The organism is Bacillus cereus group sp. N21, from assembly GCF_016483395.1.
Classification (GTDB): Bacteria; Bacillota; Bacilli; order Bacillales; family Bacillaceae_G; genus Bacillus_A; species Bacillus_A pseudomycoides.
On record NZ_JAEHBX010000042.1, the window covers coordinates 20,356 to 41,819 of the forward strand.

Below are 21,464 nucleotides of genomic sequence, written 5' to 3' on the forward strand. Positions count from 1 at the left end.
ATGAGTGTAAAAAAAGAAAGAGTAGATGTACTATTAGTAGAACGAGGACTTATAGAAACGCGTGAAAAGGCAAAACGCGCTGTTATGGCGGGTCTTGTATATGCAAATGAAATGAGACTCGATAAACCAGGGGAAAAAATCCCACAAGATACACCGATTACGGTAAAAGGACAAGTTATGCCATATGTGAGCCGTGGCGGTTATAAGTTAGAGAAGGCATTAGAGACTTTTCATCTTGATTTACAAGATAAAATTATGTTAGATATTGGTTCATCAACTGGTGGCTTTACAGATTGTGCGCTGCAAAATGGTGCGAAGTTATCTTACGCTTTAGATGTAGGGTACAATCAACTTGCTTGGAAGCTTCGTCAAGATGAGCGCGTTGTTGTTATGGAACGGACGAATTTTCGTTATGTAACACCGGCTGATTTAGAGCGTGGCTTGCCGCAGTTTGCTAGCATTGATGTTTCGTTTATATCGTTAAAATTAATTCTTCCAGTCTTAAAAACGATATTGACTCCAAATGGTAATGTTGCGGCTTTAATTAAACCACAATTTGAAGCTGGAAGAGAGCAGGTCGGGAAGAAGGGCATCGTTCGTGATCGTAAAGTTCATGAAGCTGTCGTAGAAATGATTGTTGATTTCGCAATAAAAGAAGGGTATGATGTTGAAAACTTAACATTTTCTCCAATTACAGGTGGGGACGGAAATATTGAGTTTTTAATTCATTTAAAGTGGCATGGTGAACGTGGGATTGGCGAAAAGCATTCTCTGGTTTCTGTAGAGCAAGTTGTAACAGAAGCTCATGAGGTCTTAAAACAAAAAGGGAAAGAGGAATAACGGTTGTTGTTCCTCTTTTTGTTGGAATTGTATAATGATTGTAAAAACAATTATGTACAAGTAAACGATTATAAGTTAACATAAATAAGTGAAGTATACCAATGTTTAAACTATGGTAAGAGATAGTGTGAGGTGCAAATGTATGAATAAGGGTCAGCGCCATATTAAAATCAGAGAAATTATCGCGAATAAAGAAATTGAAACGCAAGATGAACTAGTTGATATTTTACGTAATGAAGGGTTTAATGTAACGCAAGCAACTGTATCGCGTGACATTAAAGAGTTGCACTTAGTAAAAGTGCCATTGCATGATGGTCGCTATAAATATAGCTTACCAGCAGATCAACGATTTAACCCGTTGCAAAAATTAAAACGTAATCTAGTCGATTCGTTTGTAAAGTTAGACACAGCAGGACATATGCTTGTGTTAAAAACATTACCTGGTAACGCGCACGCGCTTGGAGCACTTATTGATCATTTAGAATGGGATGAGATTATTGGAACCATTTGTGGTGATGATACTTGCTTAATTATTTGCCGTACGCCTGAGGATACAGGTGTTGTATCAGATCGTTTCTTAAATATGTTGTAACAAAAGAATCTTGTTTACTCTTTTGCTAAAAGCAGAAAGTAAACAAGATATTTTTTATTCTAGGAAAAATAGATGAATGTGAAGTGAAATATGGTGTTTTTCTAGAATGAAGTTAGGAAATCGATGGATTGACCCGTAAAACGAATGTTTGGTACAATGGAGCGGGCTAGAAGAGTAATTTATACATACAATATATATGATAAACGCAGAGTGAAAAGCGCTTAGCGAAAGCCCTTTTTAGGGGATTAGTTTATAACGAGGTGAATGGGGCATTGTTATCGGAATTATCGATTAGAAACTTTGCTATTATTGAGTCATTAAATATTTCTTTTCAAAAAGGTTTAACAGTTTTAAGTGGTGAAACAGGTGCCGGAAAATCAATTATTATTGATGCAATCAGCTTACTTGTTGGTGGCCGCGGTTCAGCAGAATTTGTTAGATATGGAACAGAAAAAGCTGAAATTGAAGGTTTATTTTATATAGAGGATGATAAACATCCATGTATTACGAAAGCTGAAGAGCTGGACATTGAAATTGAAGATGGGATGATCATTTTAAAACGTGACATCGCTGCGAATGGAAAAAGTGTATGTCGTGTAAATGGTAAACTTGTTACATTGAGTATATTAAAAGAAATTGGGAAAACACTTGTTGATATTCATGGACAACATGAAACGCAAGATTTGATGAATGAGGAACGCCATTTGTTTATGCTCGATCATTTTGATGGAGATCGTATCGTGAACCAATTAGAAATATATCAGGGCGTATACGGTGAGTATGAGCATTTAAAAAAACAACTGAAATCCTTAACAGAGAATGAACAGCAGATGGCACATCGCTTAGATTTAATTCAATTCCAGCACGAAGAAATTTGTAAAGCGGATTTGAAAGTCGATGAAGAAAATGAATTGACGGAAGAGAGATTAAAAATCTCTAATTTCGAAAAGATTTATAAAGCGCTTGGTGATGCATACCGTTCGTTAAGCGAAGATGGTAGTGGACTTGATCATGTGCGAAATGCGATGGGACAAATGGAGAGTATTACACACCTAGATGAGGCGTATCAAGAGAACCATGATTCGATTGCAAATAGCTACTACTTATTAGAAGAGGTTGCCTATCAGCTCCGTGAAAGATTAGATATAATGGAATATGACCCGAATCGTTTAGATGAAATTGAAACGCGTTTAAATGAAATTCGTATGCTAAAGAGAAAGTATGGAAATACTGTAGAAGAGATTTTAGCGTATGCTGATAAAATAGAGCAAGAAATTTTTACAATCGAAAATAAAGATGTACATATTGAAACGACGAAAAAGAAATTAAAAGAATTAGAAAGTGTAATTTTGAAGGAAGCAACAATATTGAGCAATATGCGTCATCAACTTGCAGATCGTCTTACGAACGCAATCCACCAAGAATTAAAAGAATTGTATATGGAAAAAACGAAATTTGAAGTGAGGATTAAGAAAAGAGAAGGAAGCCATGATGATCCATTTCTAGAAGGGACACCAGTGAAACTTACGGCAGATGGATACGATCATGTGGAATTTTATATTTCAACAAATCCAGGTGAACCATTAAAACAACTTTCAAAAGTAGCTTCTGGTGGAGAGTTATCTCGTATTATTTTAGCTCTGAAAAGTATCTTTTCTAAGCATCAAGGTGTTGCATCGGTCATTTTTGATGAAGTAGATACGGGAGTGAGTGGCCGAGTGGCACAAGCGATTGCGGAAAAAATTTATCGTGTATCTGTAAACTCACAAGTACTTTGTATTACGCACTTACCTCAAGTAGCATCAATGGCGGATTCACATTTATTTATCCGTAAACAAGTTGCGAATGATCGGACGATTACATCAGTTACTGTATTAAGTACAGAGGATAAGGTAACGGAGATTGCTCGAATGATTTCTGGCGTGGAAATTACCGATTTAACGACGGAACATGCGAAAGAGTTACTTACGCAAGCACATCGTTTTAAACAGACAGCAGAGGCTATCCAATAATGGATAGCTTTTTTGCTCAAATGACGATTTCTTGATTCTTCCGGTTATAAACAAAGCGTTGCAAGGAGAAATTAAAAGATGAAGTCGTTAGGCTGAATGTGGGGTAGGAGCGAGGAGAGTGAATGAATTGAAATTAGAGCAATTCCGAAAAATAATAGGTCTTTGCCTCCTTGTTTCATTAATTTTTATTGGATGTTTTAAACCGCTTCGTACGTTTATTTCATCCCCGAAGCAACTCGTTATTTTTGAGGGTCAACAATCCGAAATAGCATCATTTCCAGTTTTCCAGGCTTCATCGACAAATCATCATGTTTTTACAGTGAGTTCAAATAAAGAACAGAAATCTGGACTTGTAGTAAATTCGCATCAAAATGGTGAAGCGGATATGGTTTTTCAACTTGCTGGATTTCCAGTAAAAAAGGTAAATGTGAAAGTATTAAAAGATTTTAAAGTGATTCCAGGTGGGCAATCAATTGGAGTGAAATTGAATACAAAAGGTGTACTTGTTGTTGGACATCATTTAATTCAAACAGAGAGAGGGAAAGTATCGCCTGGAGAAGTGGCTGGTGTACAAGTTGGGGATATGATTACCGAAATTAATGGAAAAACAATTGAAAGAATGAGCGATGTGGCACCTTTTATTCATGATAGCGGAAAAACAGGTGAACCGCTTAACCTCGTCTTATTACGAGATGGTAAGTATATTCATACGAAACTAACACCAGAAAAAGATAATGGTGAATCGTCTTATCGGATTGGCTTATATATTCGTGATTCAGCTGCTGGTATTGGAACGATGACTTTTGTTCATCCGGATTCGATGAAATATGGAGCGCTTGGTCATGTTATTTCTGATAATGATACGAAAAAACCAATTCAAGTAGAAGATGGACAGATTGTTCGTTCGACAGTTACTTCTATCGAACGCGGTAGTCATGGAAATCCAGGAGAAAAATTAGCAAGATTTTCACCGGATCGTGAAGTGATTGGTAATATTACAACAAATAGTCCTTTTGGTATTTTTGGTAAATTAAATACAGGTATAAAAAATGGCATAATGGATGAAGCAATGCCGATTGCATTATCTCATCAAGTGAAAGAAGGGCCAGCGAAAATATTAACAGTTATCGATCAAGATAAAGTAGAGGCATTTGATATTGAAATCGTAAGCGCGGTACCACAAAAGTTCCCAGCTACAAAAGGAATGGTTGTAAAAGTTACAGACAAACGTTTGTTGGCTAAAACAGGTGGTATTGTTCAAGGGATGAGTGGTAGTCCGATTGTTCAAAATGGAAAAATGATTGGTGCTGTTACACATGTATTTGTGAATGACCCAACTTCAGGGTATGGTGTCCATATTGAATGGATGTTACATGAAGCTGGAATTAATATTTATGAGCAAGAGAAAAAAGCAAGCTGATTAACATCAGCTTGCTTTTTTCTTGAGAAATTCGTTGAAATTTTGTAAAAGTTCCGCAAGAGCTGTTTTTTGTTGTAAAATAAAAGAAAAGAGTGAACGTTTCGTTGTAAACCTATGATGGAATGTGTAAAGAAAGAAAATAAATGAACGATAAACATATTTTTTTGTGATTTTATCGGAAATTAAGAAACTTTAAAAGGGAAATTTCACACAATTGTCGAACAATTCATGTAGCCTAGAAGCTTACACATGTCGGGAGAATCGATTCGGTAAGGGAGGAAAAGCTGTGGAGAAAATTAAAGTGTGTCTTGTGGATGATAATAAGGAACTAGTATCAATGCTAGAAAGTTATGTTGCTGCTCAAGATGATATGGAAGTAATCGGAATTGCTTATAATGGTCAAGAGTGTTTGAATTTACTGAAGGAGAAACAACCTGATGTACTTGTTTTAGATATTATTATGCCACATTTAGATGGTTTAGCGGTGCTGGAAAAAATGCGTCATATTGAACGACTAAGACAGCCAAATGTGATTATGTTAACGGCATTTGGACAAGAAGATGTGACGAAAAAAGCAGTTGATTTAGGTGCTTCTTATTTCATTTTAAAGCCATTTGATATGGAAAATTTAACGGGTCATATTCGTCAAGTAAGCGGTAAAACGAATACTATAATTAAACGTCCACTACCATCTTTCCGATCTGCAACAACAGTAGATGGAAAACCGAAGAATCTAGATGCGAGTATTACAAGCATTATTCACGAAATTGGTGTACCAGCTCATATTAAAGGATATATGTATTTGCGAGAGGCAATTTCTATGGTATATAACGATATCGAGCTTCTTGGTTCTATTACGAAAGTCTTATACCCGGATATTGCGAAAAAATATAATACGACAGCAAGCCGTGTGGAACGCGCAATCCGTCATGCGATTGAAGTAGCGTGGAGTCGTGGGAATATTGATTCAATCTCGTCCTTATTTGGTTATACTGTATCGATGTCAAAAGCAAAACCTACGAATTCAGAATTCATCGCAATGGTTGCGGATAAGTTGAGACTTGAACATAAGGCGAGCTAAAGATAGACGTAGCAAAGGGATTACTCTTTAGTGAAACCGACGAATTCTTGAAATCTATACTCAATATCAATTTTTAAACCAATAAACTTTTTACTCAATGACCAATGAATTTTATGATTCGTTGGTCTTTTTATTTTGTTAAAAAGGAGTGAAGAAATTGAAGTTAACTGAGTTAGAATTTCATTTGGAAGATTTTCTGGTTTACTGTCAATCCAAAAATTTATCGCGAAAAACTTTGTCATCTTATGAACAATCATTGAAGTTATTTATTTTCTATTTAAAGAATGAATATGAGATTGCGGATCCAAGCCAAGTGAAAGCTGGACATATTAGGCAGTATATGAAGTATGTACAGGAGAGAGGAAAATATACAGTCGTCGGGAATGAGAAGAGTAGGAAGAAAAATTGTCCAGAAAATAGAACAGATTACAAAAAGAAAGTAAGTAATGTGACAATCAATAACTACATTAGAAATATAAAAGTTTTCTTTAATTGGTTAACTAGTGAGAATGAAATTAGAAAGAATCCTGTCGAGACAATCGAGCAAATAAAAACTGAAAGAAGACAAAAAGTTGGAATCTCAGAAGAAGAATTCAGATCATTATTGGATCAATTTGATTTCACGAAATTTCATGGTTATAGAAACAAAGTTATTGTTATGTTGCTTCAAGATACTGGAATGCGTATAGGAGAATGTCTAGCGTTGGATGTAGAGAGCATCGATTTTAAACATCGAATGATACTGCTAACGAAGACAAAAGGAAGAAAGGAGCGGTATGTATATTTTAGTCAGCAAATGGCACGTGAGTTAAGGCATTATATAAAGTTTAAAGATAGACACACATCAGCAAACCTTCTTTTTCCTACAACTAAAAATACTGAAATGACCATTCCATCATTTGAAAAACAGTTAAAACAAGCAGGAGCACGAATGGGTTTAGCTGTGCACCCTCATCAACTAAGAAATAACTTTGCAAGACAGTTTTTGATGAATGGTGGGGATTTGTATACACTAAGTAGAATTTTAGGCCATTCATCTGTAACAGTTACAGAACAGGCTTATTTAGATCTAACTAGGGAAGAAATAGCGAAGAAATATCAACATCATTCTCCTTTAGCAAAGTGGAGAATTTAAAGTGTTTACGAACTTATGTTCGTGTATTAAAATAAATAAAAGAGATGGTTAATGAGTTTGGCGGCTCACCATCTCTAAATACGAAAACGCAGAAGAAAAACCTTCTACATTAATATTATATGTAGCCTGGTCTTCTGTGTCAAAGGGAGCAGAAAGAAGCATGAAACTAATATCACTTTTAAGTGGAAACGGATTTGTCATGTATAACAAAGAGTTGGCTCATACAGTATCAGTTAACGGAGCTATTATTTTTGGACAGTTATGTTCAAGCTATGAAAGCTTTGGCAGTAAAGGTATGCTAACAGTTAAAGAGGAAAGAGAGTATTTCTTTTTAACGAGCGAAACTTTAGAAGAAGAAACAGCTTTGTCTTATAAGCAACAGTTAAAAGCTATTAAAGAATTGGAGCAAGCTGACTATATTGAAACTAAGGTCATGGGAGTACCTTCTAAGAAGTACTTTAGTATCACAGACAAGATTGTTCAAGACTTACTTTCAGAGGTAAATCCTAGCTCTGACAAAAGGGAAGACCTGAATGTATCAACAAATCCAGAGACAGTACAGCAAGAAAGTGAGCCAAGCCTTTCCAAAAAGGAAACCCTAGCATTACCCAAAGGTAACGGCAAGCCTGTACAAAAGGGATCAACTATTAAAAAGAAAAATAAAAAAGAACAAGATAAAGATAATAAATATAATTTCAATTGTAATTACAAGGAATCTCCAACAACTAATGAGTTTGAGGAATTACTTACGAACTCATGTAATGAATTTTATACTCAGTTCTCTGTTGGTAGATACTCTAAAAAACAATGGAATACTTTAATAAGGAAATTCGTGAACGATACTATTGAAAGTGGTAGATACCTAAATGTTCCAGTAGATAAAATTAGGGGATATGCTTATAAGTCATTAGAGATTATTTGTGATAATTCGGATTATAAGCGCTCAGATGAATTCGCGGAGTATCAAGAAGTGATGAGAGAGCTTTCGAATAAAGAAATAAATAAGAGTAAACCAAATTATGGATTACATAATCGCTTTGAGATTGATAATGACGAGTTACCATATTAGTCTTTATTAGGGATAGCTCCTAGAAGATCCAGAAGGCCCACGATTGCATTTTAATTTAAGGGATATATATTTAATTGTATTTTATTTGCAAATCATACAGATGAAAATTAGGAGGAGAATAAAAATGGTAGATGAAAAAGTGATTTTAGAGAAAATTATAAGAATTAATCGAAATACGGCTTCAGGTATTCATGAGCGCTTTGACAAGATTGATTCTGAAATTGGAAGAAGAGTAGCTGTAATTGAAATAAATACTGATTCGATTGTGAAGATATTAGACACATTAGGAAAAGAGCTTAGAGAACAATATTATTCTCTAGGAAGAAGAATCGATCTTTTAGAAATGCAGGTAATTAAATATCGAAATGAGAAGGAGTTAAACGGTAAACAAGTAACATCTAAAGAAATATTAAGTATGATTGAAAACTTAGAGAATGAAGAACGTTGGAAATTACTCAATGAGATGTACGACTTGTATTATAATAAAGATGAATCAACAAAAGGAATTCCTTTAGACTTAGATTATTAATCAGGTTATCTAGCTTAATCTTTTTTATTTTTATTTTTGAATTAGGATAGCCTCCAGAAGCTTTAAAATTATCCAGATTATATGGAAACTGGAGAGATGATTATAAAATAATATCTCTCCTTTTTACCTTAAAATGGTCAAATTCTAGCAAATCTGTATAAGAGTCGATTTGGATACTTACTTACTTTGGAAGCTCTGTTTGATAAGTAGTTATTTGTATTGATAGTAAATTGTACGGCTCCAGCAGACATAATTTCATTCTCTTTAGCCCACTTTATTGCATCAGTAACACGTTCGAATTTTTCAATGACAATCTCGGAACCATCATTAAATTTTTTATAACAGACTACTGGTATTGGTCCTCCTTTTGGCATTCTTGGCTCCCTCCTTTTGTTTGATTATTATTGTAGCATAATCTTTAGGCATAAAATCCACATTTTAAACTTTCTATAAATGACCATTGTGGGAAATGCAAAAGATGGAGAAGCAACATCAAAAAAGATTCGTGCCAGCTTTACTAGGTGAAAAACAAGTTTTGCTTTATATAAACTGTTGATAATTACAAGACACTTTATAATAAACGAATAGGAGTTGTTGAAAAATGGAAAAACAAATTCTTGAATTGTTGGCTGAAATGCAAAAGGAACTAAAACAAATGCGTGAGGAACAAAGAGAATTCCGAGAAGAAGTAAGAGGTAGTTTCTCTGATGTGAACAATCGATTAGACAGAATCGAAAAAAGACTCGAAGGTGCTGGTTATCAGTCTGAGCAAGTAAGAGTAGAAGACATAAAAAAAGATTAACAACAGTAGAGAGCGACATCTATCGAATGACAAGATAATAAAACTGAAATGAAAGCACTGGTTGAAAAACTGGTGCTTCTTTTTTGTTCATATATTCAAACTTTGAACAACTATGACATTGAAACTAAGTTCATTTTTTAAATAGAGTTGTTCAAAAACCTATTAAAAGTATGTTCAAAAAATGGTCACTATAAATAAGTATTATATAAATAAATAATATAAAAAAGTAATTATGCAAGAAAAGATGCTCTTTTCTCGCAGCAAAATATTTAAATTCATAGGAACGATATTTAAATTAAGTACTCTAGTTGTTTACGTTTTGAACAAGGCAGATATAAATACTTTGTGAGGAAAACAATAACTAACTGGAGGAACTCAACTATGGCAACTAAAAATAATGAAAGCACTTGGTTCGTAAGACTTACAATGGATATGTTTCAAGATGAAAGATTGAAAGACTTAAAAAACGATGGAATTTTCTTATATTCGTATATGTTAAACAGAGCAGAAGTAACATCTTTTGTAGATGAAAATGGAGAAAAATATATTATCGTTACAGAAAAATCTGCACAAAAATTTTGTCGTATAAAAAGAGTGAAATTTTATGCTTTTAAGAAACAATTAAAAGAGCTCGGATTAATTAATTATGATGAACAGGCAGCAAAACAAAAAGGAGTTAGTACTCCAATTTATGTGACTCCTTATGATTTGTGGAAAACGAAAAAATCGAAAGAAGAATCTAAATTTGAGTGTCCTGATTTTAATTAGGAAATCAATTTACGGTTTTCAATCATGCAGATATAATAACAAAAATAATTTTTGACCGGAGGAATACCTATGGAATTACTTGATGAAATTAAAGAATTGAGACAAGAAGCCTTGGGAAAAGCAAGACTAGTAGATGAAAATAAATTAAGACTAATGGAAAAGGTTATGGCAGCTGGATTTGTATACGAAGGAAATACTTACTTAGGATTGTGCGAAGAATTGCAAGATTCTCTCGATAAGCCAGTAAGAAAAAGAAACCCAATGTTCAAAGATTTAGGAAGTTGGATTCCAGCACTTGAATATTACATTGAACTTTTAAAAGAACAAAAGAAATTCTATGAGGAAGTATACAAGAAACAGAAAGATTAAGGCATCGAAAGATGGCTTATTTTTTTTGAATTCTAATTTACGTTTTTGATAAGGCAGATATAAGTATATTACAACTAATAATTTATACGGAGGAAACTAAGATGGGAAAATACTGGTATGACAATGATGAATTAACAAAACGAATCAATCGGGACGTTTCACTTGAATCTCTTACTGAAGCTCAAGACGAAGACGGAAAAGAAATGGGAATGGAAGTACTTCACTTTCTTATAAGAAATCAAAAGAATCATAAAAAGAGAAAAATACAAGTAATAAGACAAAAAGACTTAGAACGCCAAGATTTACTTGGACAAGTTCTTCGTGAATATCAAGATGGAATCAATCATCTTAAAAAAGATTTCCGAAAAGATGATGGTAAAAAGTTCGTTCGTTCTAGGACAATTGGTCAAATGAAACAAGATATGATTTATTCAAAAGATGCTTTAGATGGAATCTTTGGTTACAGAACTGTTGCAAAAGAATCTACTGTACCAAATTTGAGTGTAATAGATTTGAAGAATCCTGCTCATGTAAAAGTTCTTCTTCCAATGAACATGGAATTCGACCCAAATAATGATTTAAGCTTTATCTTCTTAGATTTAGAAGAATTGATTCAAAAGCTAAATGATGATGAAAAGCTTGTAGTTGATATGCTTCGAGATGAGCGTCAGATTAATGAAATTGCTCAAGCACTAGATATTACTTATAAAGCTTGCCAATACAAAATCCGGAAAATTTGTGAAAAGATTTCTAGTTTTTAGGGGCGCGGCTAACTGTAGAACGACATATATAATATAAGAGTATTGCTTATAAAAACAAAAGAGATATATAAAGTATACGCCGATTTGCTTTATATATCCGTTCCATCTTTCTCCATGATAGGTGGATTCGATTTCATTTCAATTTCAGTAGTTGAGTTTGAAAGTTTTGCAAAGCTTTTAAGGTTCATTGGGGAGTTGGTTAATCCTATTTCCACCTCCTCCTTCTTCTTTTTACAATTGTCATCTAGAGCTGCTTAAATGGCAGCTACTAATAATATAAAACGACAGAATGAGTTCTATCGTTTCCTATCGATTTTTTCTTTTTGAAGAGGCGTATCCTTCGGGGTACGTCTTTTTATTTTTGCCATTTTTCAGGTTTGCTTCGGCAAGCACATTTTATACGGGAGTGAAAGAGATTATGAAAATGGAACTACGTTTTCAGGGCACTAAATTAAGTGCTAATAAAGATGATTCATTAACGGTCTCTGGTTATGTCAACAAAACAGGACAACTTAGTGAAGTTCTTGGATCAACAAAAAGATTCGTTGAAAAGATTGCTAAAGGTGTTTTCGCTCAGGCAATCAAGAATGCAAAAGAAATTGACTTTCTTGCAGAACATGACTCCAAAAAAATCTTATCTTCTACTCGAAATGGAAGCTTAAAACTTCGAGAAGACAGTCAAGGTTTATACATTGAAGCGGAAATTGTTCCTACAAGTTATGGAACGGATACTTATGAACTAATCAAATCTGGAATCTTTCAAAATATGTCATTTGGTTTTAGAACTATTTCGGATTCTTGGAAGTCTCTTGGAAACGGTCTTTTTGAACGCACAATCACAGAGTTGGAATTGTTCGAAGTATCTGTTGTGAAAAATCCTGCTTATATGTCCAGCACAATTGCTGCTCGTGGTATCAACTTGATTGAAGAAGTTGAGATTCCAAGTTTAGCAGAAATTAAAAAAGAAGAGGAGAAACACAAAATGGAAAAAACAGAATTTAGATATGGTAGTTATAAAAATGAAGTAGAAGTTCGTAAAGATACAGAAATCCGTGAGTTTAACGATAGCTTTCGTAACTTACAACTTACTTCTGGAAATGAAGCGGTGATTCCGACCGCAGTTGCGGACATTATTGTTGAAAAGTTAGAAGAAACTTCTCCAGTATTTGCTCGTGCTCGTAAGATTCCATCTGCAAGTGGTTCAGTAAAGATTCCAAGAGAAACTGCTGTTGGAGTTGGTATGTTCGTTGGAGAAGTACAGAACTTATTAGAAGAATCAATGTCTCTAGGGGAAATCTCTTTGAATCAAAAACGAGCTGGAGCCTACATTGCTCTTACAAATCAGCTAATTAATGATGCTGCAACAAATATGCATCAGTACGTTCCAAACTTACTTGCAAAACGTACTTTCAAGGCAATTGAAAAATCAATCCTTCGTGGTACTGCTGCTGAAGAGTTTCGTGGAATCGTTCCTGATGCTACGGTTGAAAAGAAAACTTTATCTGTTGCTGCTACTGATGCTCAGTTACTAGATATATTGTTAGATATGGTTCTTAACGTACATCCAGAGTATCTTCAAAAATCTCAGTTCATTATGTCTAGACCATTCTATAATCGAGTTGCTAAGTTAAAGGATGCTTCAGGTCATTTCTACGTACAAAACGGAATCGTCAATGCCAAACCAACTTATACTTTGTTCGGATTAGAAGTAGTTATCACTAATTCTTTAGATGCTGGTGATGTTGGACAAGTTCCATGTATTCTGGGGAGTCTTGAAGATGGATACGCTGTACTTGTTAAGAACGGTCCTAAAATGACTATGGTTCAAGATACTGACCATGCACTTCGTGGTTCGGTTGGATTTTTGTTTGATGTTTTCCTCGATGGAGCAGTTTACAACAGTGATGCGTTCACTAAATTAGAAATCATTGCGTAGTCGTATGTGAAAAAATTCACAAATTAAGAAGTCGGAATATTTTTATTTCGGCTTCTTTTTTATTTCAAAAAATCGAAACGAGGTAATATACAATGGCAAAAATGACAGGGATGAAGTGCAAAGTTTACATTGAAGATGCTACAACTGGTAAGTTATTAGCCGGACAACGAAATGCAACACTTTCTCGTTCTGCTGAAACAGTAGATGCTACTTCTAAAGACACAGCTGGTTTCTGGAAAGAGAGCTTAGCTGGATTCAAAGAGTGGAGTATTGATTGTGATGGTGCATTCGTAGAATCTGATGCGGCTTATGGTCTTTTAGAAACAGCGTTCATTAACTCAGAAAACGTTAACGTTTATATCGAATTACCATCTGGAACTAAGTACAAAGGAAACTGTACAATCACTGATTTCTCGCTAGAATTCCCTTATGACGACTTAGTTACGTACAGTATCTCATTACAGGGTTCTGGTGCTTTAGAGATTACTGCTGGAGTTTAATATTAGATAAGGCTAGGAGTTATATGCTCTTAGCCTTAATCTTTATCTGATATTTATAAGCTGTTATTTTTTACAAACAGTAATACAGATGCAGCTAATTTTAGGCTGATTGCAGTAGCACAGTTAAACGATAGAGAGGAGAAATACTAATGAGTGTTCATAACAAGCTATATCACTTAATACAAGTGCGAGAGTATTTAAACTCAACACAGTATAGAGAAGCGGCGGCATCAATTATTGCTCAAGACTTAGTTGGGAAGATACAAGAGAGAGAGATTGAAGTTAAGAGAACAGTTGTATTAGATCGTACTAATCTACAGTTACGCTCGATGAAGTTGCCGGACGTCTCATACGGGTTTATACGTAAGTTCCTTTGATGATGAAGATGTAGATGCAGTAGATGATGATGCAACAGTCGTAGCAACAGTGATGTTGTTGTTAGTTGCATTGAAGTGATGAAGGTGAGTAAGTCTTTGTAGTATGATAAAGAGTTTGTAATACAAGAGTGATGCGAAAGTTGAAAGCAAAGCGCGCAGCTCGAGACAGTACCGCCTATCTTTTTTGAAAAAAAGCTAAACTACCATTAAATAACGGGGAAAGGGTTATTTTCATCAACGGTACCAAAACTCCCAAACTCCGTTGAAATAAAAAAGGGCTTATTCTATACGAATATCCCCTAGAATTATTTTTTATTCTTTATCCTTCTTTTCGTCTTCTCCCAACGATTGAGTGTCACGCCATTCAAGAGTGACTTTATCTCCGACTATCATGCCTGGATAAGGTCTTATGTGAACTGTAACACCTTCGCCAAATTCCTCTCGATTGCTCAGCTCATCTAGACTTGAGATTTTTGGAAGGGCTAATTCTTCTTTTGAATCATTTTGCTTCTTATCAGACATATTCATTTCTCCTTCTTGTTTAATATTTATTACATACTGATAACTGATAGTATTTCTATTTCATGGAATTTCATCCCTGTGTCATTGTCTTGTAAACACTATATCTTCAATGTTCATGAAACAGCCTAAATTTCATGAAAACACCGTTTTTGATAATGGGCTCTTCGAAACTAAATTGTGGTATCAAGACTTCTGAGACCGTGAATTTTGTCAATAAATAAAGTTAAATGGTAACAAGAGATGTAAAAAACATTAAATCATTTTTAAGATATTACTCTAAAATAAGGAATTCCTTTTACAGCATTATTAAAATTTAATGAAATTTATGGTAAAATTTATTAAAAATGGAGGTGGCATTTTTTGTCTGATATTCGAATTGAAGCCTATCCAGCTTTGGAAGGGGACTGCTTTTTAATAAGCATAGGAAACGAAAGAAAAACAAATATTCTAATAGATGGCGGTTTTGCGGAAACATATCATGATTACTTAAAGCCTAGATTAATAAGTATGGCAGAAAGTGGAGAGGAACTAAGCCTAGTTATTGTCACACATGTGGATTCAGATCATATTGAAGGAATTATAGAGCTTTTTAAGGAAAATGGAACAGCTAAGAATCCTTTAATTATCCCAATTAATGAGGTGTGGCACAATAGTTACAGACATCTTGATTCAATAAAACAAAAAGGTGAGAAACTTAATCCTCATGAAAAAAGGATTCTTTCTGGGATAATTAGCCAAGGCGCTGTTACTCAAAATAAAAAGAAAAACAATCCAAATAAAGATGTTAGCGCGAAAGATGGTTCTACGTTAGCTGCATTGCTATACGGTGGAGAGTATAATTGGAATGGTTTGTATGATGGCCAAGCAATAAATTGTAATAACAAAGAATTGATCTCACTGACACCAGATATTAACATTCGTATGTTATCGCCTAGTTCAGAGAGTCTGAAGAAGTTAGAGAAATATTGGGTTAAAGAGTTGAGGAAGAAAAAGTATGACTTTAAGTTAACAGACGATAAATTATTTGATGATGCGTACGAGTTTTATTTACTATCCCAAAAAGATTCCAAACAAAATAATGAAAATAAAAATGTATCTCATAAGGATAAAAAGTTAAGTTTAGATTATCTTTTGAGTAAAAAAATGAGCCATGATGGCTCGCCGGTCAATGGTTCTTCAATTTCTTTCATCATTGAATATAAAGAAAAAAAACTTTTATTCTTAGCGGATTCTCATTCGAAAAGTATACATAAAGAAATTCAAGCGTTAGTGGATAAATTTAATTATAATCCGCTTTTTGACGTTATTAAAGTATCTCATCACGGCAGTCACAGAAACACTAGTGTTGAACTACTTAGTTTAATTGATTCTCCTATTTACTTATTTTCTACAAATGGCGAAAAGAATAACCATCCCAACTCTGAGACTATTGCTAGGATAATTTCTAGGAAAGAGGGAGAAAGGCATAGGCATCTAATATTTAACTATCCTGTTAAGAATGATCTCCTAACAGATGAAGAGTTAAGAACAGAATATAAGTTCTCTGTGGAATTATCTGATGGAAATCAAATTAAGGTAATTGATTTATAGAGGGGTTAATAAAATGATTAATAAAGTTGATTCTGAATACGAAACAGCAATAGGTAGATTAATTTGTGGCGAAGAGGACACGGACAAAGCAACTGTTTTTCTTATTTCCTCGAATAGAGCGGTTACAGCTACGCACGCCCTTGATGAGCATTATATAGGAGAGGAAGAAATCTGCCTAGAGTTCTTAAATATCGATAAGGAACCCATTACACGCAAAGCAACCCCGATTAAGCTTTCCAAAACTCCCAATGCACCTATTAGTGTTTTGGAGTTGGATGAGCCTGTTCAAAGTAATGTGTATTTAAAGTTCTGTAATTCTCAAGTACAGAAGGATTCCATTTATGAAACTTTTGGATACCCAGTAGTAAAGTGGGAAATGGGGCATCGGGTAAAGAATAATGTATTAAGAAGAGTAACCAGTGATATGATTGGACCATATGATTGGGATATTGATCTAAACTATGATGCAAATATAGAAGATTTCAGTGGACTTTCAGGAGCGCCACTCTTTGTTAATGGGAAATTAGTGGGAGTTGTATTAACTGAATCAGTAGCTAACGATAAAGTAATATCATTAGGTTCTATCAGTGTAGAAAGAATTAAAGACGTTTTAATAGAAGCGGAAATTCCAATTGATGAGCCTATAATAGAGTTTAGTATGGATGAGATATACGAACTAGATGAAAATATGGATTTCTCTGAATCTATGTTTATTGTAAAGCTTGAGTCGGCAGAGATTTATGATCACGAGGATTGTCAGCAGGAATTTTTTAATGCTGAAATAGCAAAAAGCTCGATAGAAAGTAGGAGTATCCCTACTGAGGTTAAAGACTTTGTTATGTTAAGAGAAAACGTGAAGAGTATTTGGAAAACTCAACATCGGCCCTATAAAGATGAAAATGATGGAAATGAACTTTTAACAAAGGTTTATGAAAGGGTTGAAGATTTAAATGGCACAACTCTTAAGGTTAGCCTTGATATTCCGTTAATAACTAAAAAAGGTATTCTCCATCAACTATCTGATGAATGTAAGGTTGGATGGGTAAAAAATTACAAGGGTAAGTTAAAAGAATATCTGTTAAAGAGGAGCATTGAAAATGATTGAGGAGTTGAATTTAGTAAACAGGGATTTAATTTTAAATTCAACAAGAATACTAATATTAATAGCTGAATTTGATTCGAAAAAGTCTTTTAAAATGAATTTAAATAGGATCATGTTATATGATTTTTATATGAAGTTTCCTCGTACCATGTTACCTAAGAAAGAAATTCGGGAGGAACAGAGGGATTTTAATGAATTTTATTCGTTCTTTCATTGGCAGCCAGATAGAACGGAATATAATTTATATTTAAGATATTTATTAAGTAAAAATTTAATTCAAAGGAAAATAATCGATAATGATTTTAGTTTTAGAATTAATGAATTGGGTAAGGAAGTTCTAGAAAAAATGAAGAGTACCTACGCAACTGAGTTAGGTAGTATAGCTAAGTATATTAAAAAAGAATTGTCTAAATTAAGTGATACTAAAGTGGAGAGTATGATTATAGAAAAAGTGGGAATGGTTAATTATGAGTGAAAAATTATTTTTAGAAAAATTAACTTTAGTTGGATTTCGGAAAAACTACGAAGTAGAATTTAAAAAAGGGTTAAACTTCATTTCTGGTCCAATGTCAACTGGTAAATCTTCTATTGCAGAGATGATAAATTATTCTTTGGGAAGTAAGAAGCATAAAGCATACATAGAGATAGGGAAAAGTTGCAAGGAAGTTCAGTTGGACTTTTGGATTGGAGAAAAGAAATTTAAGGTTGTCCGTCCCTTGTTTGATTTTAAAAGGCCCGTTAAATTATTTCGATGGAATAATGAAGAAGACGATTTTGAAAAGCATTTTGATTTGCTGGAAATTGATTCTCCAGCTAATAAGCAATCACTTTCGGCTTTTTTATTAAACGAAATTGGTCTACTAGATATAATTGTAGCTAATCAGAATTTTAGCTTTAGAGACTTGTTTAAATATTCTTACGTTAAACAGTCAATAATTGATTCTGAAAATTTACTAATGGAAAAAACTTCAGGGTCCAATCTGAAAAGAAAGCCTACATTTGAAATAATATTTAACATATATAATGAATTGTTAGGAGACTTAAAACAGCAGCTGAAAGAAAAATTGAAACTTATAGATTTCTTGAATAATAAAAGACTTGGGGTATACGAATTTTTAAAAGAAATGAATATGCTTAGTGATAAAACATTTCAAGAGGAAAAAGAGAGACTTAACAAATTACTCTCAATAGAGACAAATAAACTTAGAGAAATAAAAGCCTCCGGAACATATGACAAGAGTCTTACGATGGGGATAGAGGGCGAAATCAGTGAACTTAAAGAAAAGATAAATAAATTTGATACTTTTATTTTAGATAAAGAAAAACACATAGATAAACTATTTTTCTTAAGAAATCAATATTCTGGTGAAATTCAAAAGATTGAATTTATTTTAGAAGGTTCATTAATTCTAAATAGTTATACTTTTGATTTATGTCCTTCGTGTTTAAACTCTATAAATCACAAAACTGGATGTACATTATGTGGCAGTGAACTCAAAGATCTTTCAGTAGAAGAAACAAAAATTTTTAAAAGTGAACTCCTTCGATTAACAAAAAAACTTAATAACTTGATAAAATTTATTGATCAGCAAAGAAAGGGTTTAATGGTGATCCAAAAACAGAGGGAAGCATCTGAAAAAGAGCTGCATGTAAAGCAACGGGAGCTGGATCACTTGATAAATCATTATATGAGTCCATACATTGAACAAATCCAGCAAATTAATTATGAAATTGGAAAAATCAATAGCAGTCTCGATCAGCTAGAAAGAAACATAAGTGTGGTAGGTCAATTTTCTAAAATTACTGAGAAAATTCTTGAAGAAGAGAAGTTACGGGATAATTTACAAAAAAGAATCAGTGCATTAGAAAAAAATACAATGACAAAAAAAGATGTAATCCAAAATCTTTCTAAATTATTTTCTGGAATATTAGAAGAATTTTCTTTTCCTAAACTTAGTAACGCATTTATAGAAGAATCTAATTATTTACCTTATGTTAGGGGAGTAAAGTATGATGAATTAGGAAGTGGCGGAGCGCTTACAATGACTACCATGGCCTATTTTCTTTCTATCGCTTTATTAAAAACAAAAAACAAAAATCACCTAGGGCTTTTAATAATTGATTCTCCTAGGAAAAATCTAGGTGCTGATTCAGAAATTGATGATGAGTTTAAAGATGAAGAAATATTTAATTCAATAATAAAATATTTTGTTTCACTAAAGGATAAAAAAGATAAAACAGAAGATCCTGTAGAAGATATTCAACTAATTGTCATCAATAATGGACATCCGGATTTTTTAAGTGAAGATGATTTAATCGTAAAATTTGATGGAAAAGGAACTGGTCAATTACCTTATGGTTTAATTGATGATGTTGAGAATCTTTAAAAATTAAATAAATTGCTTAAATATAAAAAACGTATTATAAAATATCAATTTTATTACTGACATCTTAACAAGTAAAAATGCGGCGGTCATATCTTCACAAACAGATATGACCGTCTTATTTTTGTCTATTTATTGATGCTAGAAGAGTTATGGATTGATTTTATGGCTCCTATCAAAAAAACGGATTCTCAGATTGTTTGGTATTACCTTTTAAGAGAGTGGTTAATATATTTATATTTTAAATTGATAAAATGTAACAGCGAGCATTCTGGAACTTGTAGTGATTTCTTTATTTTTCACACCTCTTTACAAATAAATTTAATCGGATATAAGGGTAACGAGGTGATTTTTATGTATTACGTATATATTCATAAACATAAACGGACAGGAGAAGTAATGTATTGTGGCAAAGGTTCTAATTCACGTTATTGTAACTATAACAGCCGAAGTGATGAGCATTTAAAATTGATGAAGCAACAGCAATTAGAATACACTATTTTAAAGTATTTCAAAGAAGAACAAAAGGCTTATATATATGAAGAAAAAATTACACAGGAATACAAACAAAAAAATCAATGTAAATTTAATATTAGTATAGGAAGAAAAACGAGTGAAGAAACAAAAGTTAAACTGTCTCAAGTTCTAAGTGGAAAGAAAAGAACTAAGGAGACAAAAGAAAGAATGAAGAGAAATCATGCAAGACCTCTAGCTAAGACCGTATTAATGTACAAGGGTGACGTTTTGATTAAAACTTTTAGAAGTTCAAGGGAAGCTGGAACATATGCTGTGGAAAATGGTATTTGTTCGCATGGTTGGTGTGGAAGAAGTTTGAAGACAGGAGAAATAACAAAACCAACTCGAGAATTTCCTATTGGGGGCTATCGTTTTGTGTACCAAGATGATAAAATTGTAGTTAAAGAAAGAGCGATGAATTATATTGATAATCCGATAAATTCTTGCTCATTGATGTGAAAAGTAATGAAGTTGATGTTGATATATCAAGAAGTTGTTCGGTTTGCTTACTTTTACATAGCAATCAGTTCTGAGTTCATCGCAATGGTTGCAGATAAGTTGAGGCTTGAACATAAGGCTTCGTAAGTGTTGTTGTATCAAGATGTTAAGTGTATTTCATAACAAAATTTAATAGCCGATGAATTACGTATGTAAGCAATAAAGTACGTAGATAATTGGCGGTTAATTTAAAAACCTTCTATTTATTGGATTGAAATTTTTATTCTAATAGCTAGGAGGTTTTTTTGTTGTATGAACAACTTTCAGATGAATGTTGAAAACTTTTTACTTCATTGTAATGCAAAGTATCTAAGTAGGAAAATAATTCGGTCATATGACCAAACGTTGAAGTTATTTGCTTCATATTTAGAAAGAGAATTAAAGATTACGGATGTTGATAAGGTAAAACCTCTTCATATTCGGACGTATATTAAATATTTAAAATAATTATTTCTGCAATGGTAGGGATGTGCGAGAGTAGAGGCGTTAATGTTTCCGATATTATGATAGATGCCCAAGAAGTATTTCAAGAAGCCGCGATTTAATTCGTGGTTTTTATTTTTACAATAAAAAAGAACGCCTAGTGTGGTCTTACCCCCGTCAAGTGGACAGCTGTAAAAAAAGACTATGCAGCCATCGAGATTCGATATTCAATCGGAGC

General features: G+C 33.4%; 23 protein-coding genes. 21 read left to right on the forward strand and 2 right to left on the reverse strand.

Annotation, left to right across the window (positions count from 1 at the left end; all coding sequences use genetic code 11):
• The 8 genes from JDS96_RS20560 (at position 1) to JDS96_RS32275 (ending at position 8,678) form a co-directional block, all read left to right on the forward strand.
• The gene (locus tag JDS96_RS20560) at positions 1–840 is read left to right on the forward strand and encodes a TlyA family RNA methyltransferase (protein WP_199667869.1); all 840 of its coding nucleotides are present in this window, start codon (positions 1–3) and stop codon (positions 838–840) included.
• A 142-nt stretch (positions 841–982) separates the two neighbouring features.
• A complete protein-coding gene (gene argR / locus JDS96_RS20565) occupies positions 983–1,432 on the forward strand; it encodes an arginine repressor ArgR (protein ID WP_001032579.1) in 450 nt (149 codons plus the stop codon).
• A 272-nt stretch (positions 1,433–1,704) separates the two neighbouring features.
• Positions 1,705–3,444 carry a DNA repair protein RecN gene (gene recN / locus JDS96_RS20570; protein WP_199667870.1) on the forward strand — a complete coding sequence of 580 codons (1,740 nt, stop codon included), beginning with the start codon at positions 1,705–1,707 and terminating at the stop codon, positions 3,442–3,444.
• Between the two features lie 118 nt (positions 3,445–3,562).
• Positions 3,563–4,864, forward strand: coding sequence for a SpoIVB peptidase (spoIVB, locus tag JDS96_RS20575; protein WP_199667871.1), 1,302 nt, complete (start codon positions 3,563–3,565; stop codon positions 4,862–4,864).
• A 286-nt stretch (positions 4,865–5,150) separates the two neighbouring features.
• Positions 5,151–5,945 carry a sporulation transcription factor Spo0A gene (spo0A, locus tag JDS96_RS20580; protein ID WP_199667872.1) on the forward strand — a complete coding sequence of 265 codons (795 nt, stop codon included), beginning with the start codon at positions 5,151–5,153 and terminating at the stop codon, positions 5,943–5,945.
• A gap of 157 nt (positions 5,946–6,102) precedes the next feature.
• Entirely contained in the window at positions 6,103–7,080 is a 978-nt protein-coding gene (locus JDS96_RS20585) for a tyrosine-type recombinase/integrase (protein ID WP_199667873.1), read from the forward strand.
• Positions 7,081–7,240: 160 nt separating this feature from the next.
• The gene (locus JDS96_RS20590) at positions 7,241–8,149 is read left to right on the forward strand and encodes a hypothetical protein (RefSeq protein ID WP_199667874.1); all 909 of its coding nucleotides are present in this window, start codon (positions 7,241–7,243) and stop codon (positions 8,147–8,149) included.
• A gap of 124 nt (positions 8,150–8,273) precedes the next feature.
• The gene (locus JDS96_RS32275) at positions 8,274–8,678 is read left to right on the forward strand and encodes a hypothetical protein (protein WP_242479952.1); all 405 of its coding nucleotides are present in this window, start codon (positions 8,274–8,276) and stop codon (positions 8,676–8,678) included.
• Between the two features lie 137 nt (positions 8,679–8,815).
• Here JDS96_RS32275 and JDS96_RS20605 read toward each other — a convergent pair whose 3' ends face one another.
• Entirely contained in the window at positions 8,816–9,052 is a 237-nt protein-coding gene (locus tag JDS96_RS20605) for a hypothetical protein (RefSeq protein ID WP_199667875.1), read from the reverse strand.
• A gap of 227 nt (positions 9,053–9,279) precedes the next feature.
• On the opposite strand from JDS96_RS20605, the gene JDS96_RS20610 reads away from it, so the two are divergent.
• The 7 genes from JDS96_RS20610 (at position 9,280) to JDS96_RS20640 (ending at position 14,191) form a co-directional block, all read left to right on the forward strand.
• Complete coding sequence (locus tag JDS96_RS20610) at positions 9,280–9,480, forward strand: hypothetical protein (RefSeq protein WP_199667876.1); 201 nt, start codon at positions 9,280–9,282, stop codon at positions 9,478–9,480.
• Between the two features lie 381 nt (positions 9,481–9,861).
• Entirely contained in the window at positions 9,862–10,248 is a 387-nt protein-coding gene (locus tag JDS96_RS20615; protein WP_199667877.1) for a replication initiator protein A, read from the forward strand.
• 69 nt (positions 10,249–10,317) lie between these two features.
• Positions 10,318–10,617: a hypothetical protein gene (locus tag JDS96_RS20620; protein ID WP_199667878.1), complete on the forward strand. Its 300-nt coding sequence runs from the start codon at positions 10,318–10,320 to the stop codon at positions 10,615–10,617.
• Positions 10,618–10,718: 101 nt separating this feature from the next.
• Positions 10,719–11,378, forward strand: a complete 660-nt coding sequence (locus JDS96_RS20625; protein WP_199667879.1) for a hypothetical protein — start codon at positions 10,719–10,721, stop codon at positions 11,376–11,378.
• Positions 11,379–11,796: 418 nt separating this feature from the next.
• Positions 11,797–13,314 (forward strand): phage major capsid protein, encoded by a 1,518-nt coding sequence (locus tag JDS96_RS20630; protein ID WP_242479953.1) that lies wholly within the window; start codon positions 11,797–11,799, stop codon positions 13,312–13,314.
• A gap of 92 nt (positions 13,315–13,406) precedes the next feature.
• Entirely contained in the window at positions 13,407–13,814 is a 408-nt protein-coding gene (locus tag JDS96_RS20635; RefSeq protein WP_098143759.1) for a phage major tail protein, TP901-1 family, read from the forward strand.
• Between the two features lie 149 nt (positions 13,815–13,963).
• Positions 13,964–14,191 (forward strand): hypothetical protein, encoded by a 228-nt coding sequence (locus JDS96_RS20640; protein WP_199667881.1) that lies wholly within the window; start codon positions 13,964–13,966, stop codon positions 14,189–14,191.
• A 312-nt stretch (positions 14,192–14,503) separates the two neighbouring features.
• On the opposite strand, the gene JDS96_RS20645 is transcribed toward JDS96_RS20640, so the two are convergent.
• Complete coding sequence (locus JDS96_RS20645; RefSeq protein ID WP_242479954.1) at positions 14,504–14,713, reverse strand: hypothetical protein; 210 nt, start codon at positions 14,711–14,713, stop codon at positions 14,504–14,506.
• A 360-nt stretch (positions 14,714–15,073) separates the two neighbouring features.
• Here JDS96_RS20645 and avs1a point away from each other — a divergent pair, with 360 nt between their 5' ends.
• From avs1a to JDS96_RS20675, 6 genes are all read left to right on the forward strand, one after another.
• On the forward strand, positions 15,074–16,303 hold the full coding sequence (gene avs1a / locus JDS96_RS20650; RefSeq protein ID WP_199667883.1) for an AVAST type 1 anti-phage system MBL fold metallo-hydrolase Avs1a: 1,230 nt from the start codon (positions 15,074–15,076) through the stop codon (positions 16,301–16,303).
• Positions 16,304–16,316: 13 nt separating this feature from the next.
• Positions 16,317–17,408, forward strand: coding sequence for a trypsin-like serine peptidase (locus tag JDS96_RS20655; protein WP_199667884.1), 1,092 nt, complete (start codon positions 16,317–16,319; stop codon positions 17,406–17,408).
• Positions 17,401–17,880, forward strand: coding sequence for an ABC-three component system middle component 2 (locus JDS96_RS20660; RefSeq protein ID WP_098135297.1), 480 nt, complete (start codon positions 17,401–17,403; stop codon positions 17,878–17,880). The genes JDS96_RS20655 and JDS96_RS20660 overlap by 8 nt, the downstream gene beginning before the upstream one ends.
• A complete protein-coding gene (locus tag JDS96_RS20665) occupies positions 17,873–19,792 on the forward strand; it encodes an AAA family ATPase (RefSeq protein ID WP_199667885.1) in 1,920 nt (639 codons plus the stop codon). The genes JDS96_RS20660 and JDS96_RS20665 overlap by 8 nt, the downstream gene beginning before the upstream one ends.
• A gap of 162 nt (positions 19,793–19,954) precedes the next feature.
• Positions 19,955–20,764, forward strand: a complete 810-nt coding sequence (locus tag JDS96_RS20670) for a GIY-YIG nuclease family protein (protein WP_199667886.1) — start codon at positions 19,955–19,957, stop codon at positions 20,762–20,764.
• Between the two features lie 291 nt (positions 20,765–21,055).
• A complete protein-coding gene (locus tag JDS96_RS20675) occupies positions 21,056–21,250 on the forward strand; it encodes an integrase (protein ID WP_097794391.1) in 195 nt (64 codons plus the stop codon).
• Positions 21,251–21,464: the final 214 nt, after the last annotated feature.

Excerpts from the sequence above, each read along its gene's own strand:
- JDS96_RS20560 (WP_199667869.1), top strand. The coding sequence starts at position 1 with ATGAGTGTAAAAAAAGAAAGAGTAGATGTACTATTAGTAGAACGAGGA.
- argR (WP_001032579.1), top strand. The coding sequence starts at position 983 with ATGAATAAGGGTCAGCGCCATATTAAAATCAGAGAAATTATCGCGAAT.
- JDS96_RS20590 (WP_199667874.1), top strand. The coding sequence starts at position 7,241 with ATGAAACTAATATCACTTTTAAGTGGAAACGGATTTGTCATGTATAAC.
- JDS96_RS32275 (WP_242479952.1), top strand. The coding sequence starts at position 8,274 with ATGGTAGATGAAAAAGTGATTTTAGAGAAAATTATAAGAATTAATCGA.
- JDS96_RS20605 (WP_199667875.1), bottom strand. The coding sequence starts at position 9,052 with ATGCCAAAAGGAGGACCAATACCAGTAGTCTGTTATAAAAAATTTAAT.
- JDS96_RS20610 (WP_199667876.1), top strand. The coding sequence starts at position 9,280 with ATGGAAAAACAAATTCTTGAATTGTTGGCTGAAATGCAAAAGGAACTA.
- JDS96_RS20615 (WP_199667877.1), top strand. The coding sequence starts at position 9,862 with ATGGCAACTAAAAATAATGAAAGCACTTGGTTCGTAAGACTTACAATG.
- JDS96_RS20620 (WP_199667878.1), top strand. The coding sequence starts at position 10,318 with ATGGAATTACTTGATGAAATTAAAGAATTGAGACAAGAAGCCTTGGGA.
- JDS96_RS20625 (WP_199667879.1), top strand. The coding sequence starts at position 10,719 with ATGGGAAAATACTGGTATGACAATGATGAATTAACAAAACGAATCAAT.
- JDS96_RS20630 (WP_242479953.1), top strand. The coding sequence starts at position 11,797 with ATGAAAATGGAACTACGTTTTCAGGGCACTAAATTAAGTGCTAATAAA.
- JDS96_RS20635 (WP_098143759.1), top strand. The coding sequence starts at position 13,407 with ATGGCAAAAATGACAGGGATGAAGTGCAAAGTTTACATTGAAGATGCT.
- JDS96_RS20640 (WP_199667881.1), top strand. The coding sequence starts at position 13,964 with ATGAGTGTTCATAACAAGCTATATCACTTAATACAAGTGCGAGAGTAT.
- JDS96_RS20645 (WP_242479954.1), bottom strand. The coding sequence starts at position 14,713 with ATGTCTGATAAGAAGCAAAATGATTCAAAAGAAGAATTAGCCCTTCCA.
- JDS96_RS20655 (WP_199667884.1), top strand. The coding sequence starts at position 16,317 with ATGATTAATAAAGTTGATTCTGAATACGAAACAGCAATAGGTAGATTA.
- JDS96_RS20660 (WP_098135297.1), top strand. The coding sequence starts at position 17,401 with ATGATTGAGGAGTTGAATTTAGTAAACAGGGATTTAATTTTAAATTCA.
- JDS96_RS20665 (WP_199667885.1), top strand. The coding sequence starts at position 17,873 with ATGAGTGAAAAATTATTTTTAGAAAAATTAACTTTAGTTGGATTTCGG.
- JDS96_RS20670 (WP_199667886.1), top strand. The coding sequence starts at position 19,955 with ATGGCTCCTATCAAAAAAACGGATTCTCAGATTGTTTGGTATTACCTT.
- JDS96_RS20675 (WP_097794391.1), top strand. The coding sequence starts at position 21,056 with ATGAACAACTTTCAGATGAATGTTGAAAACTTTTTACTTCATTGTAAT.